We start from the raw sequence: 25,097 nt of genomic DNA, 5'->3' as shown, positions 1-25,097 counted from the left end.
GAACTTACTGAATCCCAAAACTGACAACTGGGGATCGAATGTCTCTGAAAGACGCTGTAAAGACTTGACGGGCTCCAGTAAGGAAGGTATAATGTAATGTAGGTGGACTTAAGGGCTGATTTGTATTATCTAATGCTTGCACCGCTGAGGATTTTCTAACGATTAAATCTGGGTTATGTTCCATAAGTAAAGCGAAGACAAATTATGCCATTTAAAGAAACCTAATTTCGTTTCACGCAGGTTTTTGGTAAAGTCAGTGACCTCTCATCATCTAAAGCGGGTTCTCGAATTAACCAGAGACCACCGCGTAATGAAATGGAGCGGTGCCCAGAGGCAATAAATTAAAATATGCTGTTGACAATATCAACCACATATTCTCCTGCGACAGACCTCGGTTATCTGTTGCATAAACACCCAGCGAGAATCCAATCCTTTGGGCTTCCCTTTGGTCAGGCACATGTCTTTTATCCGGAGGCACATACCGGAATGTGCACGGTAGCACTGCTGCTCGACGTTGATTCGGTTGGACTTGTCCGCCGACCTCGCAGGCAGGTTTCGGAAAATTTCGCGCTATCACAGTACGTCAATGATCGCCCTTACGTCGCTTCGTCGTTTTTGAGTGTTGCAATCGCACGGGTATTTAGCAGCGCGTTGTCCGCCAAGTGCAAAGAACGTCCAGAACTCGTGAAGACTGCGATTCCTCTCAGCGCGAAGTTATCCATTCTGCCGTGTCGCGGCGGAGAGAAGTTGTTGCGGCGGCTTTTCGAGCCGCTCGGTTATACAATTCAGGCAGAACAGCACGCGCTAAATACACAATTTCCGGATTGGGGCGAAAGCCGTTATTTTACGGTAACACTCGAAAAGACCTGTTCGTTGAGCGAACTCCTCACACACCTTTACGTTTTGATTCCTGTCCTTGACGATGAGAAGCACTACTGGGTTGGCGATGCAGAAATCGAAAAACTCTTAAAGCATGGTGATAACTGGCTCTCCGCTCATCCAGAACAAGAATTTATTGTCCGTCGCTACTTGAAGCATCAACGGCAACTCACTCGTGAGGCACTTGTCCAATTGCGTGAAGAAGATGCTCAAGAGACTGACGAATACCGTCAAGCACAAGAAGAACTCGTCGAAGAACGTATCGGTCTAAACGAAGTCCGTTTACATAGCGTCACTGAAGTCCTTAAAAAGTCTGGCGCGAGACGTGTTCTTGATTTGGGATGTGGTGAAGGAAAACTTCTTCGTAAATTGTTGGCTGAGGAACGGTTTGAGGAGATTGTCGGAATGGACGTTTCACATCATGTGCTGAAAATCGCGCAGGAACGGCTCCATTACGATCGGTTACCTGAGAAACAGAAAAAGCGGATTCGCCTATTCCAAGGATCGCTCGGATATCGAGATAAACGCTTGGTTGGATACGATGCAGCTGCAGTTATAGAGGTAATCGAACACTTAGATTTGACACGACTTTCCGCTTTTGAGCGGGTGATTTTCGAGTTTGCTTGTCCTCGGACGGTTGTGTTGACCACACCTAACATAGAGTACAACGTCCAATTTGAGAATCTGCAGGCTGGACCCTTTCGACATAAAGACCACCGTTTCGAGTGGACACGGAACGAGTTTCAATCTTGGGCAACAGATGTTGCTAAACGCTTCGATTACACCGTCGCATTTCACCCGGTCGGACCAGAGACTGAAGACGTTGGTCCACCGACGCAGATGGCGGTCTTTACCCAAGGAATTGATGAATAGAACGGACGCAGTTCCATAATCCAAAGCACAAGCCTGAAACGGAGTGGAAGGATGTTTTGCTTGGGTATTTTTCGGCTCGAACACGAAAAACGTCAAGTACAAATCCTGTTGCTTATCTGCAAGGTAAAATTAAAATATGAAAATTCCTGAACCTTCACTTGTAATTCTTATTGGACCTTCTGGGTCAGGCAAGTCCACCTTTGCACATAAGCATTTTAAACCGACCGAGATTCTTTCATCGGATTTCTGCAGAGGACTTGTTTCAGACGATGAGACCGACCAGACTGCAACAAACGATGCATTTGAGGTCCTGCACTTCATCGCCTCGAAACGACTCGCTGCAGGGAAATTAACAGTCATTGATGCAACGAACGTCCAGGTTGAGGCACGGAAGCCTTTGCTGGCACTGGCGCACGAATACCACTGCTTAACCGTTGCCATTGTGTTTAACATGCCGACAAAACTCTGTCAGGAAAGAAACGAGGCACGTCCCGACCGAAATTTAAAACCTCACGTCGTTCGCCAACAGAGCCAGCAACTCCGCCGTTCGCTGCGCAATCTCAAACGCGAAGGTTTTCGGCGCTTCACCTATGTCATGTCCACACCGGAGGCTGTTGAAACTACCCGTGTAGAAAGACAGCCATTGTGGGTGAACCGCACAAGCGAGCAGGGACCCTTTGACATCATTGGTGATATTCACGGTTGTTTCGATGAACTTGTCGAATTGCTCAAAGAACTCGGTTATGAAATCTCAACGTCGCCAAACGGTGAAACCATTGTTGAGTCACCGCAAGGCAGGAAAGCAATCTTCGTTGGGGATTTTGTTGACCGAGGTCCAAAAGTCGCCGAAGTATTGCGCTTAGTCATGGGAATGCAAAAGACCGGAGTAGCCCTTTGTGTGCCGGGGAATCATGACGTAAAGTTGGTTGGCGCGCTTCGCGGCAGGAATGTGAATCCGACACACGGATTGGCGGATTCGCTCTCTCAATTGGAGGAAGAATCTGCCGAATTTAGGACGCAAATCACGGAATTCCTAAATGGCTTGGTGAGCCACTACGTACTTGACAGCGGGAAGTTGGTCGTTGCGCATGCTGGAATGAAGGCGGAATTACAGGGCAGGGCATCCGGACGCGTGCGTGAATTTGCACTCTATGGCGAAACAACTGGCGAAACCGATGAATTCGGCTTGCCGATTCGGAGCAATTGGGCTGATGAGTATCGCGGCAATGCAATGGTTGTCTATGGACACACGCCAGTCGCCGAGCCGCAATGGGTAAATCGAACAATCAACGTTGATACCGGATGTGTTTTTGGTGGAAAACTAACAGCATTGCGATACCCTGAAAAAGAACTCGTGTCTATCCCAGCACACCAAATGTATTATCAACCGGCTAAGCCACTTCTTGTCGGAGGGAACTCGGATTCCGGACTCCGTCCTGTCGAAACGCAGCGGTCTGATGATATCCTAAACATTGATGAGGTCCTCGGAAAACGTATTATCAGCACCCGATTACATCACAACGTCACAATCCGTGAAGAGAATGCAATAACCGCACTGGAGGTAATGAGTCGTTTCGCTGTAAACCCAAAATGGCTTATATATCTGCCACCGACCATGTCTCCAACCGAAACAACGAACAAACCAGATGTGCTCGAACATCCAACGGAAGCGTTCACTTATTATCGAAAGCAGGGCATATCCAAGGTCATCTGGGAAGAAAAACACATGGGGTCACGCGCTGTCGTTGTCGTTTGCCGTGATCCAGAAACCGCAAAAAATCGGTTTGGTATTGCGGACAACATCCTTGGTATCTGTTACACACGCACCGGCAGACGATTCTTTAATGATGCTGATATTGAAACCGAATTGTTGAAACAGGTGAAAACTGCAGTGGACAGAGCCGGTTATTGGGAGACGCTCAATACAGATTGGATCTGTTTTGATTGTGAATTAATGCCTTGGTCAGTCAAGGCTCAGGAGTTGTTACGTCAACAATATGCGTCGGTAGGCGCATCGGCTCGTGTCGCGTTGGAGGAAGCAGTTGCATCCTTGGAAGCGGCTGCCGAACGAGGCATTGAAGCAAATTTTATATTGGATGATTATCGTCAACGCGCAAAGGCAGTAACCGAATATATCAAGGCTTATCAGCAATACTGCTGGCACGTCCAATCCGTTGCAGACCTAAAATTGGCTCCATTCCACCTACTTGCGACAGAGGGCGAGGTGTATTTCAACAAAGACCATCTGTGGCACATGGAAATGCTTAGCAAACTCTGTCAAAATTCTGAGGACACCCTGTTGCTGGCAACTCCCTACGGGGTGGTTGATCTGAGCGATGACACAAGCCAAACTGAGGCAATCCATCGCTGGGAAGAACTCACCGAGCAGGGCGGTGAAGGCGTAGTCATCAAGCCTCTGGATTTTATTGTTCAAGGCAAGCGAGGATTGGTCCAACCCGCCGTAAAGTGTCGAGGTCGTGAATACCTGCGGATAATCTATGGACCTGAATATACATTACCTCGAAATTTAGAACGCTTACGTTCCCGTGGACTCTCTCACAAACGTTCCCTCGCACTCCGAGAGTTTGCCTTGGGTGTTGAGGCACTTGAACGTTTTGTGCATCGTGAACCGTTGTCTCGTGTTCATGAATGTGTGTTCGGAATTCTGGCACTCGAAAGTGAGGCGGTTGATCCAAGACTCTAAAGTATTGTGGCTAAGATCAACATTCGTATCCAAATTTTTTGATGAAAATCTCCATAAACTGCAACGAACCCTACAAAATAGGAAGCAGCGAAAGAAAAATGATAATTCGATTAATATACTACCTATTAATTTTCTGTTTGGGTTTAGCGGTGGGTATAGGCTGTACGACGCAAGAAACCCCGATTCTCGGACCCCCTGGAGATAATGCTGAAGTTGTTCTTAAAGATCATCGACTCACTGAGAATGAAACGTGGGACCCCGAAAAAACGTATATTGTACAGGGAACAGTGGAGATTCCACAGAATGTAACCCTCAACATCCCACCCGGCACGACTGTTAAATTTGGACGGGATGCCCTTCTCACAGTAAGAGGTATTTTAAAGATCGGAACACCTTTAGATCAAGACCCAGTAACTCGACTTGTGCATCTCACATCGGATAATGTTGGACCTACCCCCGGCGATTGGATTGGTATCGTCTTTGACCACACACACGGTTTAGAGAGTTTTGTCAGAGGGGCGGTTATCGAACATGCCACAGTCGCCCTTGACATCAAAACGACATCCCCGACTGTAGCAGCGTGCATCCTTCGTGAAAATAAAACCGCCATCGCCCTCGACGGACAATCATATCGGAATCAGCACTATCGGACGCCAAACGCGTCCGAAGATTGAGAAAAACAATATCACCAAAAACGAGACAGGTATCTTCTGTGAAAATGTCCAATCTATTATTCAAAACAACAATCTGAACACAAATATCTTCGCACTCCGTCTGAATGTAAAATTTGACTTGATAGTAACCAATAATTGGTGGGGAAATTCAGATACTACCGAGATAGCGAATGTTATTGTAGATGCTGCTGATCCGGTGCTGACGACCAAACAGATAGGCACAGTCTATTATAAACCGTTCGCAGATGCGCGGATCGCCGCACTTCTCATCGATCTATAGCAGGAGTGAATGATGGTGAAAATGAAAAGTACAATTCTGAACGTCTCACAAAACTACTATGTCCGTGGCGGTTCCGATCGGTACTTCTTTACCCTCGCCGAGTTATTGCAAAAACACGGACATCGGGTCGTGCCCTTCACAGCGGCAAACCCTAATAACGAACCCTCCGAATGGGAACACTATTTCCCGCGCGGTGCCGACTTCGAGCATCCCGGAGCAGGGGACCTATTGCGCTTTTTATATTCACACGATGCCGTTAAATCAATTCGACGGTTATTGAAAGACACGGATATCGACCTCGCGCATTTCCATATCTACTACGGTAAACTTACTGCTTCAATCTTGGAAGTACTAAAAAAAGACGGAATTCCGCTCATTCAGACGTTACATGAGTACAAGTTAACCTGCCCAGTTTATAGCCATCTCTCAAACGATGAAATTTGCGAGGCGTGTGAAGGTAAACACTTTTGGCGCGCGCTCCCAAAACGGTGCAACAGGGGTTCACTTGCACGGACTGCGTTGAGCGTCACGGAGTCTTATGTATCACGCATCCTCGGTGCCGTCAAGAAATTCGACCATTTCATTTCCGTCTCTCATTTCCTTCGGAAAAAAATGATCTCACACGGCATCCCGGAAGACCAAATCTCAACCGTTCATAACTTTGTCGATGTCTCTAACATCACACCGAATTTCGACGTAGGAGACTATATCCTCTACTTCGGACGGGTGCACCGGAGCAAAGGGATTTTGACCTTGATAGAAGCGGCAGCACCGCTCAAGCAAGTCCCGATCTACATCGTCGGCGATGGTGAAGCAATGCCCGAGATTCAGCGGATCGTTAAAGAGAACGCATGTGATCATATTCACCTCCTCGGTTTTAAGCAGGGCGATGAGCTCCGGGAACTCATTCTGAATAGCATCTGTACAATCTTGCCATCAGAGTGGTATGAGAACTGTCCGATGTCTGTTTTAGAATCCTATGCTTACGGCAAGCCGGTCATTGGTGCTGATATAGGTGGGATTCCAGAACTCATCGTAGATGGCGTTGATGGGTTTCTCGTTCCATCGGGTGGGCGAGAAGCACTTCGAGAGCGTCTTCTATGGATTTCTGAGCATAAGAACGAGGCTGTCGAGATGGGGCGCATGGGTCGCCAAAAGATGGAGACAGAGTTTAATGCCGATGTCCACTATGAAAGGATTATGAATGTCTATCAACAATTTTTGTAGCATTTTAATGCCTATCTATTCTGTTGGTTATCAGTTATCGGTTGTCGGTTGTCGGTTAAAGAAGCATATTGTTCAACCAAATCCTCTCTTAAAACTGATAACTATTTCGTTGTTGCCCATTTTCTGCTTGCTATCCCCTGCGTCAGGTGATATTCAGTTTGAAGAGGTATCACAACAGGCTGGAATTACACGAATCGGTGAAAGTTGGGGCAACGCTTGGGCGGATTTTGACGGCGATGGCTACTTGGATTTATGGGCTACCAATCACAGGCACAAACCGAGTCTCTATCGTAACAACGGTGATGGAACTTTCACGGACATTATTGACACGGTTTGGAACGCGAATCCAGCTGTGGATACGCACGGCGCGGCATGGGCAGATTTTGACAATGATGGGGACCAAGATCTGATTCTGCTATCCGGGAGTTACGGAGGACGCGTTAGGGCTCCCGACCCAAAGAGTGAAAATCATCTCTATCTGAACGAGAATGGTATGCTTATTGAGCGGGGTTCTGAGCTTGGTGTTGATGTCCCACTGATGCGAGGACGGACACCTATTTGGATGGATTTCAATAACGACGGGAAATTAGATCTCATGTTAACGGGTAGACTCAGAACAGATATCGATTCACCCATCGCCTCGATATTGTTTCAACAGGAACAAACCGGATTTTTCGGGGTAAGCGGTCCCCATGAATCGTTATTCCAAGACAGTGTGGAATTTGCCAACCTTTCTGATATAACAGGGGATGGGAAGATGGACCTAATTGTGAGTGGTGGACCTTACCCACGGGGGGTGTATGATATATCGGTTACCCCTTTTCAAGAATTAGGGTCAACATTTAATTTCCCTGAACAATACAGCGTTTATGATGCTGTGTATGCTGATTTCAATGGTGATTTGCGCTCAGATGCCTTTCTGGTTCGAGGTGTCTATAATTCTTACGTTGAACAGGTAGATGCCGCGACATTAAGGCTCAATATTCGAAATAACCGAGGCGAAAAGGGAGTCAGTTTTAAAGCAGAAGGCGATGTACGTTTTGAAATTTATTCGGTTTGGGAACCGCGTCCATCTCTCATATCTATTGGATCTGACGGGCATCGGTTGGCAGAATTTGACGGTGAATTTGCAGGGGCCGATCCGGTTCGCAATGCTGGAACCTTTAAATTTGTTTTATCTCCTGATGATCCTAAAGTTATCGGTTTGGAAGAACGTCCCGAATTTGATTTATTTGGCATTTATATAGGATATGATCCTGCAACAGAGAAGTGGACCCTGTTATACTATAAGATGTCACATACGAACAATTGGACCGGTTTCGATGCAGTTGTTTCAACGGAAGGGTCGATATCTGAGGTGGAACGGATTAACTTTTCTCCGACGGAGCTTTTCTACAATCCAGCATCTGTCCTTTTAATCAATACCGGAAATGGGTTTCGTAGGAAAATTACTGCCAACGGACCTAACGAGTTCCTGGGTGGACGCTCTGTCACGACTGGCGATTTTGATAATGATATGGATCTGGATTTATATATCGTCCGGTTAAGTAGTGCCGGGAATCTTCCCAATCAACTTTATGAAAACCAAGGGGATGGCACCTTCCTTCAAGTGCCTGACGCAGGTGGAGCTGCAGCTAACGTACAAGGCAAGGGACACAGTGTTACAATGGCTGACTACGATCGCGATGGGTATCTCGACCTTTTCGTTACCAATGGCTATGGAGGCTTCCCTTTTAACGACGGACCAGATCAACTTTTCCACAACACCGGTGGTGGCAATAACTGGCTTCAGATTGATTTAGAAGGAACCGTTTCCAATCGGGATGGAATTGGAGCAAGGCTTTTCGCGACGACGCCTGATGGCAAGACCCAGCTCCGAGAAAACGGCGGCGGTATCCATTGGTGTCAACAAGACCAGAAACGCATCCATTTTGGACTTGCCCAGAACCAAACTGTCAGTGAACTGATCATCCATTGGCCCAGCGGCATCGTTCAAATATTGAAGGATGTACCCGTGAACCAAGTATTACGAGTTGTTGAGGCTGACGGACGAACAACTCTCTCTGCAGATGTCAATCAGGATGGTCGAGTAGATATACTTGATTTTGTTCTGGTTGTTAAGCATTTCGGGGAAAGTCCACCAACAAAACCTCGGACAGATGTCAACAAAGATGGTGAAGTAAGTATTTTAGATCTCGTCTGGATTCTCAGATCGGTTGAGAGCAACCGAGAGACTGCAGCCGCACCATATCATAAGGAGTATCGATCTACTGAAAGCCGTTTATCGGATGCTGACACCGCGTTGCTCGTTTCCTTTTACGGAAAGATTGAAGAAGTCTCAACAAATGCTACACATAAGGAATTAGTCAAACGTTTTTTAAAAGTATGGTTGATATCTATTGAAGAACCGTTAGATACAAAACTCCATGCCAACTATCCAAATCCGTTTAATCCAGAGACGTGGATCCCGTACCAACTCGCAAAAGATAGTGACATCACGATACGCATCTATGATGCCTCAGGACGTATGGTGCGGACACTCTTCGCTGGACATCAAACTGCTGGGTATTACTTGAGCCGCGGTGAAGCATCGTATTGGGACGGCAAAAACGAGTTAGGAGAACAGGTGGCGAGTGGCGTTTACATTTGTGAGTTAGAAACGCCGACATTCAAACAGACAAGACGACTCGTCATACTGAAATAAAGGAAAATTAGGTATGCAAGAACCTCTTAAAGGTCGGACAAAGCACGCAGCCCGTAATGAAATGGAGGGCGGATCTACGGAAAGGAACGTCAAATTTGAAACCGACCTGACCGAACCGCAAGATAAAATTAAAAAAGCATTGGTCACAGGCGGTGCGGGCTTTATGGGCGCGCACGTAATTGATGAACTTCTTCGCCAGGGAGATACAGACGTTGTCGCACTTGATGATCTGAGCGGCGGCTTCCGTGAGAACCTGAACCCTACCGCAACTTTTGTTGAAGGCAGCATCCTTGATGTTTCGCTAATAAATCAACTCTGTAAGCAGTATCAATTCGATTATATCTATCACCTTGCCGCGTATGCAGCGGAGGGACTCAGTCACTTCATCAAACGATTTAACTACCAGAACAACCTCATCGGAAGTGTAAACCTCATCAATGCAGCCATAAACTACAATGTCAAGCGGTTTGTGTTCACCTCTTCCATCGCTGTTTACGGCGCGAACCAACTCCCGATGCACGAAGCACTTACGCCAATGCCCGAAGATTCCTACGGTATCGCTAAATACGCCGTTGAACAGGAACTTGTTGCCGCAAAACGACTCTTTGATCTGGATTATACCATTTTCCGTCCGCACAACGTCTACGGTGAACTCCAGAATATCGGTGACAAGTATCGAAACGTCATTGGTATTTTTATGAATAATATTATGCAAGGGGAACCTTTAGTTATCTTTGGAGACGGTGAGCAGACGCGCGCTTTCACACATATCGCCGATGTCGCTCCGCATATCGCCCACGCTGTGGATATACCCGAAGCATCAGGAGAAGTTTTTAACCTCGGCTCGGATAAACATGTTTCTGTCAACGAATTGGCAGACTTGGTGATGACAGCGATGGGAAAGGAAGTCCGTGTTATCAATGTGCGTGCGAGGGAAGAGGTTAAACATGCCTATTGCACACACGAAAAGTTCTACGGAGTCTTTGGAAAAACCTCGGAGGTCACGCTTCCGGAGGGTTTGGAAAGAATGGCAACATGGGCACAGTCCGTTGGACCACGAGCTTCCACGTTGTTTACTGACATCGAAATTCGCAAAAATCTACCCGAAAGCTGGAAATGAACTGGACATCAGCCGTCAGCCATTGGCAGTCGGTAAAGACGAGTCATGGCATCAAGAAATACGCACCTGCCACAAGAATCTACCGAACGCCGAACGCCGAACGCCGAACGCCACTATAAAACGTTTTGGGTCATGGGGATTACCCTGGCTGGAATGGGGTTGAGTCTTCTCGTCCGGGTCCTATTGATTCCAAAACGCTTCGGATTCAGTGATACAGCGGACGCACTCACTACAGCATTAACGGTCGTGCTATTGGTGGATACCATTGTCCGAGAGGGGGCTAAATTCAGTCTCGTTCCAGTCTTTGTTTCAAACGAGAAGGAGATGACTCGCACGGAATACCAGCGTTTCACCAATAGTCTCCTAATGTTGTTGCTCAGTATTGGCTTCGGGATTTTCATTCTGATTGAGGTTTTCGCTCCCTGGATAGTGAGCAGATTGTTATCGAAATCGACGGTTGATGTCCTGAAAACTACGACCCTGTTGCGATTTTGTGCACCGCTCCTGATCTTCGGATGTGGTAGCACTGTCTTGGGGGCTTTCCTAAACAGTCAGCAGCGTTTCAAGACGGTTGCACTCCGAAATGCCCTACCCGCCGGCACCGCGGCGTTTATATTTCTGATGCTGTGGAATACACAAACCCTCGAAAACTGGGTGGCAATGGCATACACAGGGGGATTTATCGCGTATTTTGCGTGGCTGTGCATCGGCGTATATCGCACGGGGCATCGGTATGCGTTTACAGGCGTTTCTGGGGACACGCTGCGTGATCTAAAAAACACGGTTACCCTGCCGACGCTTGGCTTCGGAATACGGCAAATCGTAAACCGCTTACTCGTTGAGGTGTACCTCGTCTCGCAACTTGGAAGCGGAGCGATTACGCTCTATAAGTCTGCCTTCCAGATCTTTTCGGCATTACAAACCCTCATCGGTATCAGTATTGCGACTACCGGCTTGCCCGATATGGCAAGAATAGCAGTCAGCAGTCAGCAGTCAGCAATCAGTAAAGAGCAGTGTGTGGCAGGTGAAAACGATAGCAGCTGCCACAACGATCTACCGACGGTTTCCGACAACCGACGGTTTCCGACAGCTAGTAATAGAATGGAATTAGGGCGTACACTCAACCGCAACGCACGCACGGCTATCATCATCGGATTTCCAGTAACCTTGATCTTGCTGGTATTTCACGGAAGGATCAGTTGGCTATTGTATGGAAGAGGAACCATCGATCAAACGTCAATTGAATTGATAGGACAACTCCTCTTTTGGCTCAGTTCAGGAATGATATTCTCCTGTCTGATACCTGTCCTAAATGCCGGGCTTTACGCCCAAAAAGCCTATCGCGCTGTCTTCACAAATATGGTGACGATGGCAATCCTTAATTTTCTACTGGCGTACGGATTAATGGAAACGTGGTGGCTTCTATCTGTCGCGTTGTCTGTATCAATCACCGCGCTGCTTGCTGTTGGGAACCTGACGTATCTCCTCCGAAGAACACGGGTATCTTGGTTCTAATTTTTAATTTAGCCCTGTCGGGAAGTATGTAGGTTTACTGGAATTTGAAGTAATTTGCAAAAATCCGCCTGCGTGTTTTTGCTTGGGTATTTCTGCGTATTGTTGCAGGCTACGTTCTTTTTCATTAAATTTTAAGTCGGAAGTTGATTGTGGAACAAAGTGGGAAGATGCCCAGGTTCAATCTTTTAAAAAGTGTTGCGGACTATCGCTATCTCATCGTAGGAGGCACCACGAAGGCGGCGACAACGTCGCTGTTCGCCTACTTGGCGGATCATCCTGCTATTTGCGCTGCCACTTACAAGGAGACTCGGTTCTTTCTCAGTCGCGATTATCCGCTTCCTTCAAAATACCGGTATAAAGATGATGTTGAGGAATACAATCTTTTGTTTCCGGATGCTGATGGAACGCAGCTTCGGATGGAATCCACCCCCGACTATCTATATTGTGACGAGGCCCGTGAGCGAATTGCCACATCGCTACCCGATGCAAAGTTAGTCTTCAGTCTCCGTGAACCGATTTCCAGGTTAATCTCTTGGTATCGATTCGCAAAGCAAATTGGCAAGTTGTCCCAAAATTTGAGTTTCGACGCGTATGTTGAGTTGCTTTTCGCTGCTACCAATCGCCATGAAGAGACAGAAGAACAGCACTTGCAAACACTCCAACAGGGGTGTTATACTATCTATCTGAAGCACTATTTTAACCGATTCGGTCCAGAGCGTGTCCACATCCTTTTTTATGAGGAACTCGCGGCACAACCGGCGGATGCTATGGAAAAATTGTGTGACTTCGCTGGTATTGACACCGCTTTTTATAGCGATTATGGGTTTAAAGTAACGAATCGGACCCAGCAGATGCGAAATTCTGAGTTGCATCGAAAATATAGGGACTTCCGGTTTCGATTGCGACAGTGGACGCATAACAAACCGATCATTCATATCCCGTTGCGATCCATAAGACGAACAATTGAACCGCTCTATCTCCGATTGAACACACAAACGGATGAAAAAAATCAAATGTCAGAAGAAACGCAGCACCGTTTAATCGATTATTACACGCCTGATGTTCAGGTGCTCGGCGAACTGATTGGGAAACCGATACCATGGAAAACTTGGGAAAAATTCAGTTGATGATTGTTGGCGCACAGAAGGCGGGGACCTCTTCACTCCTCCGCTACTTGGCGCAGCATCCCGATATCCACACGCATGCCCAACCAGAGATGACGTTCTTCCTGCAGGCGCGTGAATATACGCGCGGATATGAATGGGCTTTTAGGAAATACTTTTGTAGGAGTGAACTCCAGCTCGCGAACCACGATGAGATTAAGGATAAACATCTGATCGCTAAGAATGTAATGGTGATGCATTCGCCGGACATCATGCAACGGATTTATGAACACAATCCGCATATACACATCGTTGTTCTTCTACGGGAACCTGTGGCACGTGCCTATTCTGCCTATTGGTGGGCTCGGCGGAGAGGGTGGGAGAACATCAAAACTTATGAAGAGGCACTGGCTGCCGAGGAATCGCGTCTGAACGAAGGCTGGTTTAAATGGCGACAATGTGCTTATCAATACAACGGCATCTATTACCCACATGTCAAGAGTCTGATGACCCAATTTGGCTCCAATCACGTGCATTGTGTCTTAACCGATGATTTGAAGGAGAACGCCGAAGCTGTCTGTCAGCAACTCTTTGATCGTATGGGAGTCAGTGGGAATTTCAGGCCCACAATAGGTGAACGGCATAACAAAGCCACGCTGCCGCGTTCCGAAAAATTCAACTTTTTCTTTACACAGTTTCTGGCATCTCACAATCCACTCAGAAAAGCGATTCGGAAATTGCTACCCGATGCCACTGCTTACAAGTTGAGAAAAGCCGTTCTGGATTGGAACGACAAGCCTGCGGAAAATATGGATTCAGCCCCTCCGCCGATTAATCCACAGACGCGTGAACGCCAGATGGCGTATTTTAAGCCATTTAACGAGCAATTGGCAGCGTTATTGGACAGAGATCTCTCTCTTTGGAATTTTTAATTTTTCCTTACGGTAAGGAGCGCACGTCAAAGTCCAAACGCACGTCGTTACGCCGCAAGGTAAAGTTAAAAACGGGTTTTAGTTGACCACAAGCCAGTAGCCTGCAACAGCGGCGCAGGGTTTTTGATAGGGTATTTCTTCAGATATAAGGAACGCACGTCAAAGTCCAAACGCACGTCGTCACTCCGCAAGGAAAAATTAAAAAATGATTTACTTTTTGACAGGGTACGTCGCTTTTGAAGAGTTTATACTGAAATTTTTACCTGTCAGTGACACTATCTACTCCTATTTAAGATTCTTCGGCGAAATAATCATCTATATCGCTTTTGGTAGACTTGTTATCCATAAACTCCACAGAGGTATTCCTTTTGTCAAAACGGCAATCGACTTGCCAGTTATCGGTTTTTACAGCGTTGTCCTCCTCTCAATGCTCATAAACAGCTCGCCTTTGATAGGTAGTCTTTACAACATCCGACCCTTTGCCCGATACATTGTCCTCTTCTATCTCATCGCGAATTCTGCTTTGTCGGAGAGACGGATTACAACCCTTTTACGCATAATTCTTGTGGTCGGGGTTTTTCAACTTGTCGCGGGGATAGTTCAATGGGTAGGCGGACCTACCGCGTTCGATTTCTTCCTACCTCGCGAAACAACACTCACCATCGGTGGGTTCACCAAAGAGTACAGATTGCTTGAACTCGGCAGAGAGATTGGCAGCATCTACGGGACTTTGGGAGATACCGTAATTTACGGTGTCTTTATGATTCTTGTGCTTGTTATCTATCTTTCTCGTATTCGGCGACTGGAATATCTGAATCTGCTCGGTGCAGCGATACTCTTTTTCTTTATAGCGCGTTCGTATTCACGCGCCGCAACCTTCTCCGCCCTTCTCGCGGGTGGCGCGTGGTTCTTCTTCCACCACGGTTGGAAAAAGACCCTTCGTTTGGCAGTAGCGACTGTCCTCATCTTTGGAATTCTACTGGTAATGGCAAACCCATTTAACCTTGAATATATAAACCCGCGCAAAGCAAGGGTTGGACTCGTCGGCAACGTAACAGGCGTGTTTTCCGGGTCCTATGTCCGTGTCGCGCAAAAACAGCGGTTGGGGGCGTTGATCGGAAATGTCCCAACGGTGCTTGTTAACAAACCAATCTTAGGGTATGGTGCCGACCAGAACAGCACGATTGAGAAACTTAATATGAGCAAACGCTCATTCCTCCTGAAAGTCCTCAGTAAGAACGGTTTCAAGGATGTGTATTGGGTAGCCATCCTCTGTTTCTATGGCATATTGGGATTAGGCTTCTTTGCTTTGATATTTTACCAACTCTTTCGCGCTGCACTGCGGCTTTACAAGCAGTCAACCAGCTCATCTTCTGCTATGGAGAGGGGTGCCCCTATCTCACGTGTAACACAACGGATCGCGATTATCATGCTCTGTCTTGTCGCTGTTACTGTATTCTTACTTTTCTTTAATCGAACGCTTGAATTTCGAGGGTATGGGTTCTACTTCTGGCTCTGCGCGGGTCTCATGTTCGCCAGTGATAGATCGCTCCCGACCTATAGACCACTGAGGGTAACATTATGAATAGCATTCAGCCATTAGCCATCAGCCATCAACAAAGAAGTGGTCAAGGATCAGCTGTCAGCAAAGGAAATCGTGCGACAGGTGAAAACGATGGCAACCGCCACAAGGATCGACTGACTGCCGACTGCCGACTGCTGATAGCCATTCTGATGACACTATTTCTGGCAATCGGTTGTCAAACCCAAAAATCGCTTCCTGATACACTGTCTTTGGAAATTGACACACGTAACGGGCAACCGCTCCGTCAAGCACTCTACGGCTTCAACTCAAATATGATGAGCGGTGATTACAGTTACCTCGATGACGATTTTGTTGCCTTAACCAAGGCACTCGCGCCGAAAACCTTACGGTTTCCCGGCGGGACGGTTGGCAACTTTTATCATTGGGAACCCGGCGGCTTTTTTGAGAATGAAATGGTATCGACGCTCAGTACGAAGCTGAATAGACGGATGAAAGGAAATTACGTTAAACTTCAAAGGCGGCGAAACGGTAAAATCCTTTTCGACGATTTTATGAAGTTATGCAACACACTGAATATAACGCCTATTGTTGTTGTAAACTTATGGACAGGCAGTCCAGAGGAGAGTGCCGCATGGGTCCGCTATGCCAAAGACAAAGGGTATCAGATTACACATTGGGAACTCGGTAACGAATACTATCTACCCCATTACCTCAACAAATACCCAACTGTTGGAACCTACATAGCAGAAGCCAAGAAACATGCCGCAGCGATGAAAGCCGTGAACCCAGATATAAAGGTATCCGTCTGTGCTACCCCGATCGCTTTCCACAAAGACGGATGGTTGGCAAAAAGGCATCAACGGAAATGGGATGAAGGTCTCGCAGCTGATACCAGTTTCTACGATGCTTATACCGTCCATGTCTATGCCTACAAAGCTATCCGAAAAAAAGAGATAGAGGAGATGCGAGGCTACCTCATGGGATGGATTCACTTTGATGTCGCAGAGGCAATTGACTACTATGAAAAGTTATTTCCAAATAAAGAGATGTGGATAACAGAGTGGAACATCGCTAATCCCGCAAACCGAGTCGCAAATACACAACTTCATGCGATGTATGTGGGTGATTTTTTCCTAAAAATGTTAGCGATTCCGAACGTCACTCACGCAAACTTTCACGTCATCACGGGTCCCGGAAAAGGATTCCCTGTGTTTTCGCCTGTAACACCTCCAACACCCAATACCTTTTGGAAATATGGGGGTGAACCAGAGTCCGATTTCGGTAATACCATTCGACGGACTGTTTATCCTGCTTTTCAACTCATCGGTGAAGCATTCGCTGAGGCTGACACACAGTTCTCCCTTTCAATTCAAAATCAGCCCCTTCTTACAGGGGCTATGGAGTATAAGGAGAAGCAGATGCCCGGTATTCAGGCGCAAGCCATCGGTCGGAATGATATGGAACATTTGACTGTACTCGTCAGTAATCGGACAAGTGAACAATACGAACCGCAACTCCTAATTGATGGTGAACGTTACAAGGGCAACATCGACTACCGTTATGTTGCTAATGAGAGGCTCAATGCAACCAACGGTGGAAACGCTGAAATGGAGGGGTCTGGTAAAATCGAAGTCCGTATCCAAGAGTGGCGTGGGAAATCGACGGAACTCGTCATCCCTAAAAATAGTTTTGGGATTTTAAAATTAAGAGAATAGATAGTTGTTCATAGAGAGGCATGTTATGCTTCAAACCTACCTGACCGAACCCCAAGGCATGATTGGCAATCAGTGATCAGCAGTCAGTAAAGAGGTTGTGGGAGGAGTTTGTAACCCCGATTTACCTCATAAAGGTTTCCTCAACGTATAAGTAAAAAACGTAACCTGCAAAAACACGCAGGCGGATATACGGAGAAAGACTTTCAAGTTCCAATCCACCTGACCGAACCGCAAGGAATAATTAAAAGTCCGCAAGGAATAATTAAAAGATGGTATTTGTTGTAGGGAATAGTCGCAGTGGCACAACAATGATGGGGCGGATTTTGGGAAAACACCCGAGTATTTATACTTTTGGCGAACTTCACTTTTTTGGTCAGTTGTGTGCCCCGCCGTTTTCATCGGAATCGCGTAAGGAGGAGATAGAAGAACTCGCCTCACAGTTACATTGTATTCAGCAAGAAGGGTATCGCACGCATGGAAACCCACGTCGTTTCTTAAGCGAGGCACAGTCCTTTCTTGAGCGTCTAACCACTTACCCTGGAACGCAAGCCGCGCTTTTTGAAGCCTTTCTCCACCATGTTGCTGCTGAGAATGGTGGTGCTATCCCTTGCGACCAAACACCGCGTAATGTCTTTTATATTGCCGATATCCTTCAGCTTTACCCGAAAGTTCGGATTATCAATATGATCCGTGACCCACGCGATGTGTTATTATCTCAAAAAAGGAAGTGGAAACGCCGGTTTCTCGGCGGGAGTGATCTGCCGATGAAGGAAACGTTCCGCGATTGGGTGAATTATCACCCAATAACCATTAGTTACATCTGGCGCACCGCCGTCGCCGCTGCTGAGCAGTTTTTACAACACGAGCGAGTTACCTCCATCTATTTTGAGGAACTCCTCGCGCACCCTAAGGCAACTGTCAAACATCTCTGTGATTTTGTGGGTATTACTTACACGGATGCCATGCTCCAAGTACCGCAAGTCGGATCTTCTGTCGCGGACGACCAGCCCGAGCAACTTGGCATAAATCCGCACCGAGCACACAGTTGGAACAGCGACACAGCTGCGGGAGAACTCAGTTCCGCTGAGATTTACCTTAACCAGACGATAACTGCAGCGCTCATGAAAACACATAACTATATCCCTGTGTCGGTGCGTCCAAATCTCGCACATTTGACACTACACCTATTGACATTCCCTGTGAAGTTAGCCGGAGCATTCCTTTTTAACCTTGATCGGATGAAAAGCATCCGTCAAACGCTAAAAAGACGGATTTTTAATTTACCTTGCGGAGAAACAACGGACGTATGATTGCACAGATAGATTCACGTTATATAAAAACACGCCCGACGAAGGTCCTAACGCGCCTGATGAGTTATGCCCTCTTTGAAGGCCGTCCTGTAACCACGAAAGGTCGCTGGATAAATCCGCTCGTTTTTTCACTTTTGAAGAGGTTCGCTTCAAACAATAACAGATATAAATCTGTTGAAAAACCGATCTTCATCTTGGGGACCGGTCGCAGTGGCACGACGATACTCGGTATTGTGCTGTCTATGCACAGGGAGATTGGCTATCTCAACGAACCAAAGGCACTGTGGCATCTCATCCATCCGCATGAAGACATTATCGGTAACTATAGTCAGGTTCCCGATGCAAAATATCGTCTCACCGCTGAAGATGCGACACACGAAATGCGTCAGCGCGCTTCCCAGCTATTCGGTGCCTATTTGGCAGCAACGCGCTCAAAACGTCTTGTTGATAAGTATCCAGAACTCATCTTCAGGGTAGATTTCGTTCGCGCGCTGTTTCCTGATGCTCGTTTCATTTTCCTTGCCCGCAATGGGTGGGATACGTGCCATTCAATTGCAACATGGTCGGAACGGCTCGGTGTCCAGATCAATAGCGAGAAACACGATTGGTGGGGTGTGAATGACCGGAAGTGGAGGCTCTTAGTTGAGCAACTCGTTAAAACGGACCCTGTTTTTTCGCAATCTGTTGATGAAGTTAAACGTATTGATCGACATCTCGATAGGGCAGCGGTGGAATGGATCATCACGATGCGGGAGGGGCTTCATTTAATGCGAACCTCACCTGACTATATTCATCTCATTTGTTTTGAGGATCTGACATTACAACCTGATGAAACCCTCTCGGCTTTATGTGATTTCTGCGAACTTCCAATGGACACAACATTCCGTGAGTATGCTCGACAGACCTTGCATCCAGTCCCTGCTAAAGAATCTTTTGATATTCATCCGAAGATCGCGCCGCTTTTCCATGATACCATGAGAGAAATGGGATATAATACTTAGGTCAAGGCACCCACACGCTAAAGCGTGGGTTTTCGAGAAAACGTCTTACATCTGCTCCACAGAGGGACCCAAGGCAGCCCTCAAGATGTTTATCGCAGCGTTGATGTCCCTATCGTGGTGAGACCCACAGTCGGGGCATATCCACTGCCTATCTTTTAGCGTTAGATTTTCGTTATGATGTCCGCACTCCGAGCAAGGTTTCGTTGTCGGTGTCCACTGTCCGATTTGTAGGAACTCACGCTTATGTTTGAAACACTTGAACTTCAGAATCTCAACAAACTCGTAGAACGCAAGATCGGAGACTTTCCGTCCCCACAAGCGTTTCATACCGTCCAGGTTCAGCGTCTCGGTGACGACGGTATCAAACCTTTTGCACAGGTCTGTAGCACGCTTGTAGTGCCAATCTCTGCGTTGGTTCGTGATGTGCCTGTAGAGGCGTGCGAGTTCACGGACACATCGCCACCAATTGTGAGAACCTTTGACCTTACGGCTGAGTGCCTTACTGAGGGTTCGGAGTTCTTTCAAGGACTGTTTCAAGAATTGTGGCGAGTCTATCTTCTCACCGGTGCTGAGTGTCAGATAGGTATCCAGACCGAAATCTATCCCTACGCTCTCACCTGTAGCAGAATAGGGTTCGGTCGTGGAGTCGTCTGTGATGACATAAAGCCAATAAGTACCAACCGAGTCGCGAAGGATTTGGATATAGCGGACATTTCCATTCCATTCGCGATGTTGATGAAAAGAAAACCAGCGTTTGTTGAATTTAAAGGTTTGCGAGGATTCATCCCACGCTTTGAAAGAGAGTCTGACACGCCCTTCCTCAAGAAGGTACGCCGATTGGAATTTGGCAGAACGGTATCGGTCTTTGCGCTTGAACTTCGGCAGTCCGCCGAGACCGTCAAAAAAACGGTTATACGTAATATGGATACGGGCAATCACCTCATCAAGCGTGTCGCGAGGTATCCAAGCCCAGTGTTGCTTGGTACGCTTAAGCAACTTCGTCAAGTGTGGTTGCAGGCGAAAACGACCCGCGTATTTTCCATAGATGCGGTAATATCGCTTCTCAAGACGCAAGAAGTGGTTGTGGACGTCGCCAAGGTCTTCAAGCATATTGCCCAAGCGTTTGTTTTTTCGATGTTCGCGCAGCTGATACTTGTATACGCGGCACGAACGTTTTTGCTTTCGTTTTCTTTTAACCCCTGTTTAGTGGGTAGGAAACCAGCACGTTACCAAGCGGTAACGCTAAACATGCCGGTTTCCAACGTGATACATCTATTAAACCACAATTTACGAAAAATGTCAAGTGTTTTTTCAAAAAAACGCTATGGTCTCACACACGCGGGCGGATTTTCCTCCCCCGAATGAATTCGGGGGTTTCCAATCCGTGAAAAGAGATGAATTTTGAATTACCTATGGCGAGATGCATGCTCTTGCCCATTATTAAAGATCGGACTCATTCATACAATGCCCAAAGACCCAGTTAGACAAACAGGAAGACATTCTCCAACAACACAGCCTTTTACCCGGCGGCACTTCCTCTCAACCAGTTTGAAAGCTGGTGCCGCTGCCTTCACAGCTGGACTTTTACCCAAACTGGAAACGAGTGCCCAAGGGAAACCATATAATGTTTTGTTTATCGCTATTGACGATCTCCGACCTCTGCTTGGGTGCTATGGCTATTCGGAGATGCACACACCGAACATTGATACTTTAGCCGGACGGGGGACACTTTTCAACCGGGCTTATTGTCAGTTCCCTGTTTGTAATCCCTCCCGGGCTTCTGTCCTTACAGGTTTAAGACCCGATACGGTTGGTGTGCCTGATAATTTCGCTAATTTTCGTGATACAGTGCCCGAAGCGGTAACCTTGCCACAACATTTCAAGGCTCACGGTTATCATACCCGTTCTGTCGGTAAAATCACGCACGGTCCTAACGCCTTGTTAGATCCGCACTCTTGGAGTGCTCCGATTTGGAGAGAGTTTTGGAAACCTGTTAATAAAGCAACAAATCCATCATGGCAGGCTCTTGATGTTGCTGATAATGAACTCGAAGATGGCAGGATTGCCGATGCGGCGGTGGGAGTTTTACGGGAAATTAAAGACAGGAAATTCTTTCTCGCAGTCGGGTTCAACAAACCGCATTTACCCTTTTATGCCCCAAGTAAGTATTTCGATTTATATCCTCCGCAGACTTTTTCTGTTCCTGTTGATTCCAGCCTTCCCCAAGACGCTCCGAATATAGCCTCCAATCCCAAGGGATTAAAGGGGTATCAAGATATCTCAAAGTATCCACCGTTTGATGATGAAAAGACTTTAGAGTTAATTCGAGCGTATGCTGCAACGACAAGTTATATGGATGCGCAAGTGGGGCATGTACTCAAGCAATTGGATACGTTGGGTCTTACAGAAAACACGGTCGTGGTTCTTTGGGGAGACCATGGATTTCATCTTGGAGAACACGGGCTTTGGAGAAAAAATACACTTTTTGAGGATTCTGTCCGTTCACCGCTGATCGTTAGCGTACCTGGTCAAACCTCCGCTAATGCTAAGACAGATGCCCTTGTTGAGCTTATTGACATTTACCCGACATTGTGCGATGTTTGCCAACTTACAATACCACAGTTAGAAGGCATAAGTCTGATGCCAGTCATTGAGCAACCAACTCGTCCGTGGAAGACTGCAGCGTTTAGTCAACTCGCAAGGGGCAGTAATATACATGGTTACTCCATCCGTACGCAGCGATACCGATACACCGAATGGGGACAAAACGGCAGTCGTGGTGTTGAACTCTATGATTATGAGGCAAATCCAGATGAAACCGTCAATATCGCGGGGCTACCAGAAAACGCAGAACTCGTCGCACATCTCAGCGAACGGCTTCAGGCGGGATGGCGCGCGGCTTTGCCGGATATACGCCAGCAGGTTCCCGTCCCGCAAACATTACCATGGGATGTAAATAATGATGGCGTTGTTGATATCCGGGATCTCGTCCTAATTTCAAGTAGTTTTGGTGAGGAAACACCAGCACACCCGAAAGCTGATGTAAACATGGATGGTAAAGTTAATATTCTTGACTTGCTTCTGGTGGCTGTGCATTTCGGTGAATCCAGCACGCCTGCTTCGCCATCGACTCGTGCCAATATTAGCGCAGAGCATTTTGACTTGGTGGAGCAATGGCTTACTGAGGCGCGTCTCGCGAATGATGGTTCTCTTCCTTTTCAAAATGGCATTGCTGCCTTAGAACGTCTCATAAGTACAGCAGTACCTAAGGAAACGGTGCTCCTGGCGAACTATCCGAATCCGTTTAATCCTGAGACGTGGATACCTTACGATTTGGCTGAAGATTCGGAAGTTAAGATTCACATCTATAATCTGAAAGGTGAATCTGTCCGCCGATTATCGTTCGGATTTCAAAATGCTGGCACCTATCGGACTCGATCGCGTGCAGCGTATTGGGATGGTCGGAATGCTGTGGGGGAACCTGCGGCGAGCGGTGTCTATTTTTACTCGCTCCACGCAGGAGAAATTAAATCTACACGCCACATGGTGATTTTGAAATAAGGTGACCCGAAAAAATATGATGATTTTACGTAATTTGCTCATTGTTTGCTTGGCAGTGTTCATCCTATCTTCCCTGATGGTAGAAGCTGCCTCGCTCATCAATGTTCCGCTCAATCCGGACTTGTCAGACTTTAATCGTGAAACCTATCGCTTTGTGCATCGTTTACTTAATAAGCGGGTTCTGTCCGGCATACGGCGCGGCTCGTTACCGCTCACCCGTAAGCAGGTTGTATCTTATCTGTTAGAGGTGGATCGAAAACAGAAAAACGGTGAAATCGCATTGAGTGCCATTGACCAAGAGCGACTAAACACCCTATTGACCTTTTACCGCGAAGTTCATGCCCCTATAACACAAGGTCCGAAGCAGGCTATAGAAAATGTAGAAGGAGGGAAAACGTCCAAGCAAAAACACCCGGATTCCGAAACCCAAAGCCTATCCGGAAACCGACGGTTGCATCTGATGACAATGACAGGCAAAAAGATGGGCAAAGACTATCAGTTCTCTTTCGATTTGAGAGCTTCACAACGTGTTATCGCTCATCTTGTCGATAATCTGTCGCAGGAACAGCCCGCTGAAGGAAACATGCATGTTACCACCTTCTATCCACATCTCTATGGACAGGTGGGGCAGACGTTCGCTTTTACGACCGATATAGCACATAGGTTCGTCTACGGTGAATTGTTTGATGATTTCTTTCCTGACGAGACGAAAATTAGGCAATTGGAGGGTGGACTCAAAAATCGAACTGCCATTAACGCCTATCTGAAGTTTGACTTGCCGTGGTTTGAGCTGCAGCTTGGACAGGATACACTTCAATGGGGACCTGGCTATCATGACAGCCTGCTAGTCTCTAAAAACCCGCTCGCCATGGACATGATAAAACTCCAAGCCACCTACGAACCTGTTACCTTCACTGCATTCACGGGTATATTGGAAGATATGGCGGCGGACATCAATGATAAGTATATTTCAGGACATAGGGTTGAGGGATACTTCTGGGATAGGTTCGGTTTCGGTCTCTCTGAAGTCGTCGTCTATGGCACTCGTTTTGAACCCGGGTATTTGAACCCAGTCAATATCTACCTGATTAACGAGCAACCGATTTCACGGGCGGATGGGCGTGTCCCCGGCAGTGGGGACAACGTCCTTATGAGTGTTGATATGCGGCTTCGCCTTGTGGACGATTTTGAAATTTATGGCGAGTTGATGGTGGACGATGGCAACCCGGCAGCGAATTTTAAGCATTGGGATACGAAGTTTGGTATCCTCGGCGGTATATATCTAACAGATCCTTTTGGCATCGCAGATACCGACTTCCATGCCGAATACGCCTTTATAAACCAATACGCATATACGCACGTAAACCCGGTGAATGTTTACAAACACTTTACCACACCCATTGGACATCAAATCGGTTCTGATGCTGACAATCTATGGGTGGAGCTGCGTCGTCGGTGGACAGATAGGCTTGAAACGACTTTCGGCTACGAATTAGAACGCCACGGATCCGGTAATATTGACAAGCAACATCCGGCTGATGCCCCGAAAGACGATGTTTGGACGCCCTTATCTGGTGTCACAGAGAGTGAGCACCGTCTTTCAGTTGGCGCTAACTGGGTCGTCATTGGACATTATTCACTCTATGCCGAGTGGACACGCGTGTGGAAGCGGAACTTAGGGAATCGTAGAGATGTTCGCGAAAATGCTAATGAAATTGAAGCCAAATTCCTCTATCGGTTTCCGTAGGAAAAAATGAAGATTTGTACCGTTCCAATCATCAAAGGATACAAAGCATTGCCTGTAAGGCTCCCAATTCGTAAAAACAAATTGGACTTTCGCGCCTAAAATGAGTATAATATATATGTAGAACCCAATCTAAAACAGAGACAGATTGTGCCTTAGTAGCGCAATTTGATCCGTAACGTGTATTGGGACGAGGTACAAAAAAGGAT

The 25,097-nt window shown here is 46.9% G+C and carries 17 protein-coding genes; 16 read left to right on the top strand and 1 reads right to left on the bottom strand.

The window, feature by feature from the left end:
* Window positions 1-348: 348 nt before the first annotated feature.
* The 14 genes from J4G07_13545 to J4G07_13480 all read left to right on the top strand — a co-directional run bounded on the left by J4G07_13545 (window position 349) and on the right by J4G07_13480 (window position 19,583).
* The gene (locus tag J4G07_13545) at window positions 349-1,752 is read left to right on the top strand and encodes a 3' terminal RNA ribose 2'-O-methyltransferase Hen1 (GenBank protein ID MCE2415019.1); all 1,404 of its coding nucleotides are present in this window, start codon (window positions 349-351) and stop codon (window positions 1,750-1,752) included.
* A 136-nt stretch (window positions 1,753-1,888) separates the two neighbouring features.
* Window positions 1,889-4,456, top strand: a complete 2,568-nt coding sequence (locus J4G07_13540) for a polynucleotide kinase-phosphatase (protein MCE2415018.1) — start codon at window positions 1,889-1,891, stop codon at window positions 4,454-4,456.
* A 98-nt stretch (window positions 4,457-4,554) separates the two neighbouring features.
* Window positions 4,555-5,130, top strand: coding sequence for a hypothetical protein (locus J4G07_13535; protein ID MCE2415017.1), 576 nt, complete (start codon window positions 4,555-4,557; stop codon window positions 5,128-5,130).
* A complete protein-coding gene (locus J4G07_13530) occupies window positions 5,048-5,410 on the top strand; it encodes a hypothetical protein (GenBank protein ID MCE2415016.1) in 363 nt (120 codons plus the stop codon). The genes J4G07_13535 and J4G07_13530 overlap by 83 nt, the downstream gene beginning before the upstream one ends.
* 21 nt (window positions 5,411-5,431) lie before the next feature.
* Window positions 5,432-6,637, top strand: a complete 1,206-nt coding sequence (locus J4G07_13525; GenBank protein MCE2415015.1) for a glycosyltransferase family 4 protein — start codon at window positions 5,432-5,434, stop codon at window positions 6,635-6,637.
* The gene (locus J4G07_13520) at window positions 6,615-9,341 is read left to right on the top strand and encodes a VCBS repeat-containing protein (GenBank protein MCE2415014.1); all 2,727 of its coding nucleotides are present in this window, start codon (window positions 6,615-6,617) and stop codon (window positions 9,339-9,341) included. The genes J4G07_13525 and J4G07_13520 overlap by 23 nt, the downstream gene beginning before the upstream one ends.
* Before the next feature lie 61 nt (window positions 9,342-9,402).
* Complete coding sequence (locus J4G07_13515; protein ID MCE2415013.1) at window positions 9,403-10,461, top strand: NAD-dependent epimerase/dehydratase family protein; 1,059 nt, start codon at window positions 9,403-9,405, stop codon at window positions 10,459-10,461.
* Window positions 10,462-10,506: 45 nt separating this feature from the next.
* The gene (locus tag J4G07_13510) at window positions 10,507-11,976 is read left to right on the top strand and encodes a hypothetical protein (GenBank protein MCE2415012.1); all 1,470 of its coding nucleotides are present in this window, start codon (window positions 10,507-10,509) and stop codon (window positions 11,974-11,976) included.
* Between the two features lie 149 nt (window positions 11,977-12,125).
* A complete protein-coding gene (locus J4G07_13505; protein MCE2415011.1) occupies window positions 12,126-13,103 on the top strand; it encodes a sulfotransferase in 978 nt (325 codons plus the stop codon).
* A complete protein-coding gene (locus J4G07_13500; protein MCE2415010.1) occupies window positions 13,076-14,011 on the top strand; it encodes a sulfotransferase domain-containing protein in 936 nt (311 codons plus the stop codon). The genes J4G07_13505 and J4G07_13500 overlap by 28 nt, the downstream gene beginning before the upstream one ends.
* 205 nt (window positions 14,012-14,216) lie before the next feature.
* On the top strand, window positions 14,217-15,596 hold the full coding sequence (locus J4G07_13495) for a hypothetical protein (protein ID MCE2415009.1): 1,380 nt from the start codon (window positions 14,217-14,219) through the stop codon (window positions 15,594-15,596).
* The gene (locus tag J4G07_13490; GenBank protein MCE2415008.1) at window positions 15,593-17,272 is read left to right on the top strand and encodes a hypothetical protein; all 1,680 of its coding nucleotides are present in this window, start codon (window positions 15,593-15,595) and stop codon (window positions 17,270-17,272) included. Before J4G07_13495 ends, J4G07_13490 begins: the two co-directional genes overlap by 4 nt.
* A gap of 269 nt (window positions 17,273-17,541) precedes the next feature.
* Window positions 17,542-18,582: a sulfotransferase gene (locus tag J4G07_13485; GenBank protein ID MCE2415007.1), complete on the top strand. Its 1,041-nt coding sequence runs from the start codon at window positions 17,542-17,544 to the stop codon at window positions 18,580-18,582.
* Between the two features lie 56 nt (window positions 18,583-18,638).
* Entirely contained in the window at window positions 18,639-19,583 is a 945-nt protein-coding gene (locus tag J4G07_13480) for a sulfotransferase (GenBank protein MCE2415006.1), read from the top strand.
* A gap of 45 nt (window positions 19,584-19,628) precedes the next feature.
* Here J4G07_13480 and J4G07_13475 read toward each other — a convergent pair whose 3' ends face one another.
* Entirely contained in the window at window positions 19,629-20,693 is a 1,065-nt protein-coding gene (locus J4G07_13475) for a transposase (GenBank protein ID MCE2415005.1), read from the bottom strand.
* Window positions 20,694-21,047: 354 nt separating this feature from the next.
* Between J4G07_13475 and J4G07_13470 the strand changes: the two genes are divergently transcribed.
* Window positions 21,048-23,144 (top strand): sulfatase-like hydrolase/transferase, encoded by a 2,097-nt coding sequence (locus J4G07_13470; protein MCE2415004.1) that lies wholly within the window; start codon window positions 21,048-21,050, stop codon window positions 23,142-23,144.
* 16 nt (window positions 23,145-23,160) lie between these two features.
* Window positions 23,161-24,891 carry a hypothetical protein gene (locus J4G07_13465; protein ID MCE2415003.1) on the top strand — a complete coding sequence of 577 codons (1,731 nt, stop codon included), beginning with the start codon at window positions 23,161-23,163 and terminating at the stop codon, window positions 24,889-24,891.
* The last annotated feature ends 206 nt before the right edge of the window (window positions 24,892-25,097 follow it).

The sequence above is a fragment of the Candidatus Poribacteria bacterium genome, assembly GCA_021295715.1.
In the GTDB taxonomy this organism is placed as follows: Bacteria; Poribacteria; WGA-4E; order WGA-4E; family WGA-3G; genus WGA-3G.
The sequence above is the reverse complement of the archived record's forward strand: the minus strand, read 5'-3'. Positions and strand labels throughout refer to the sequence as shown.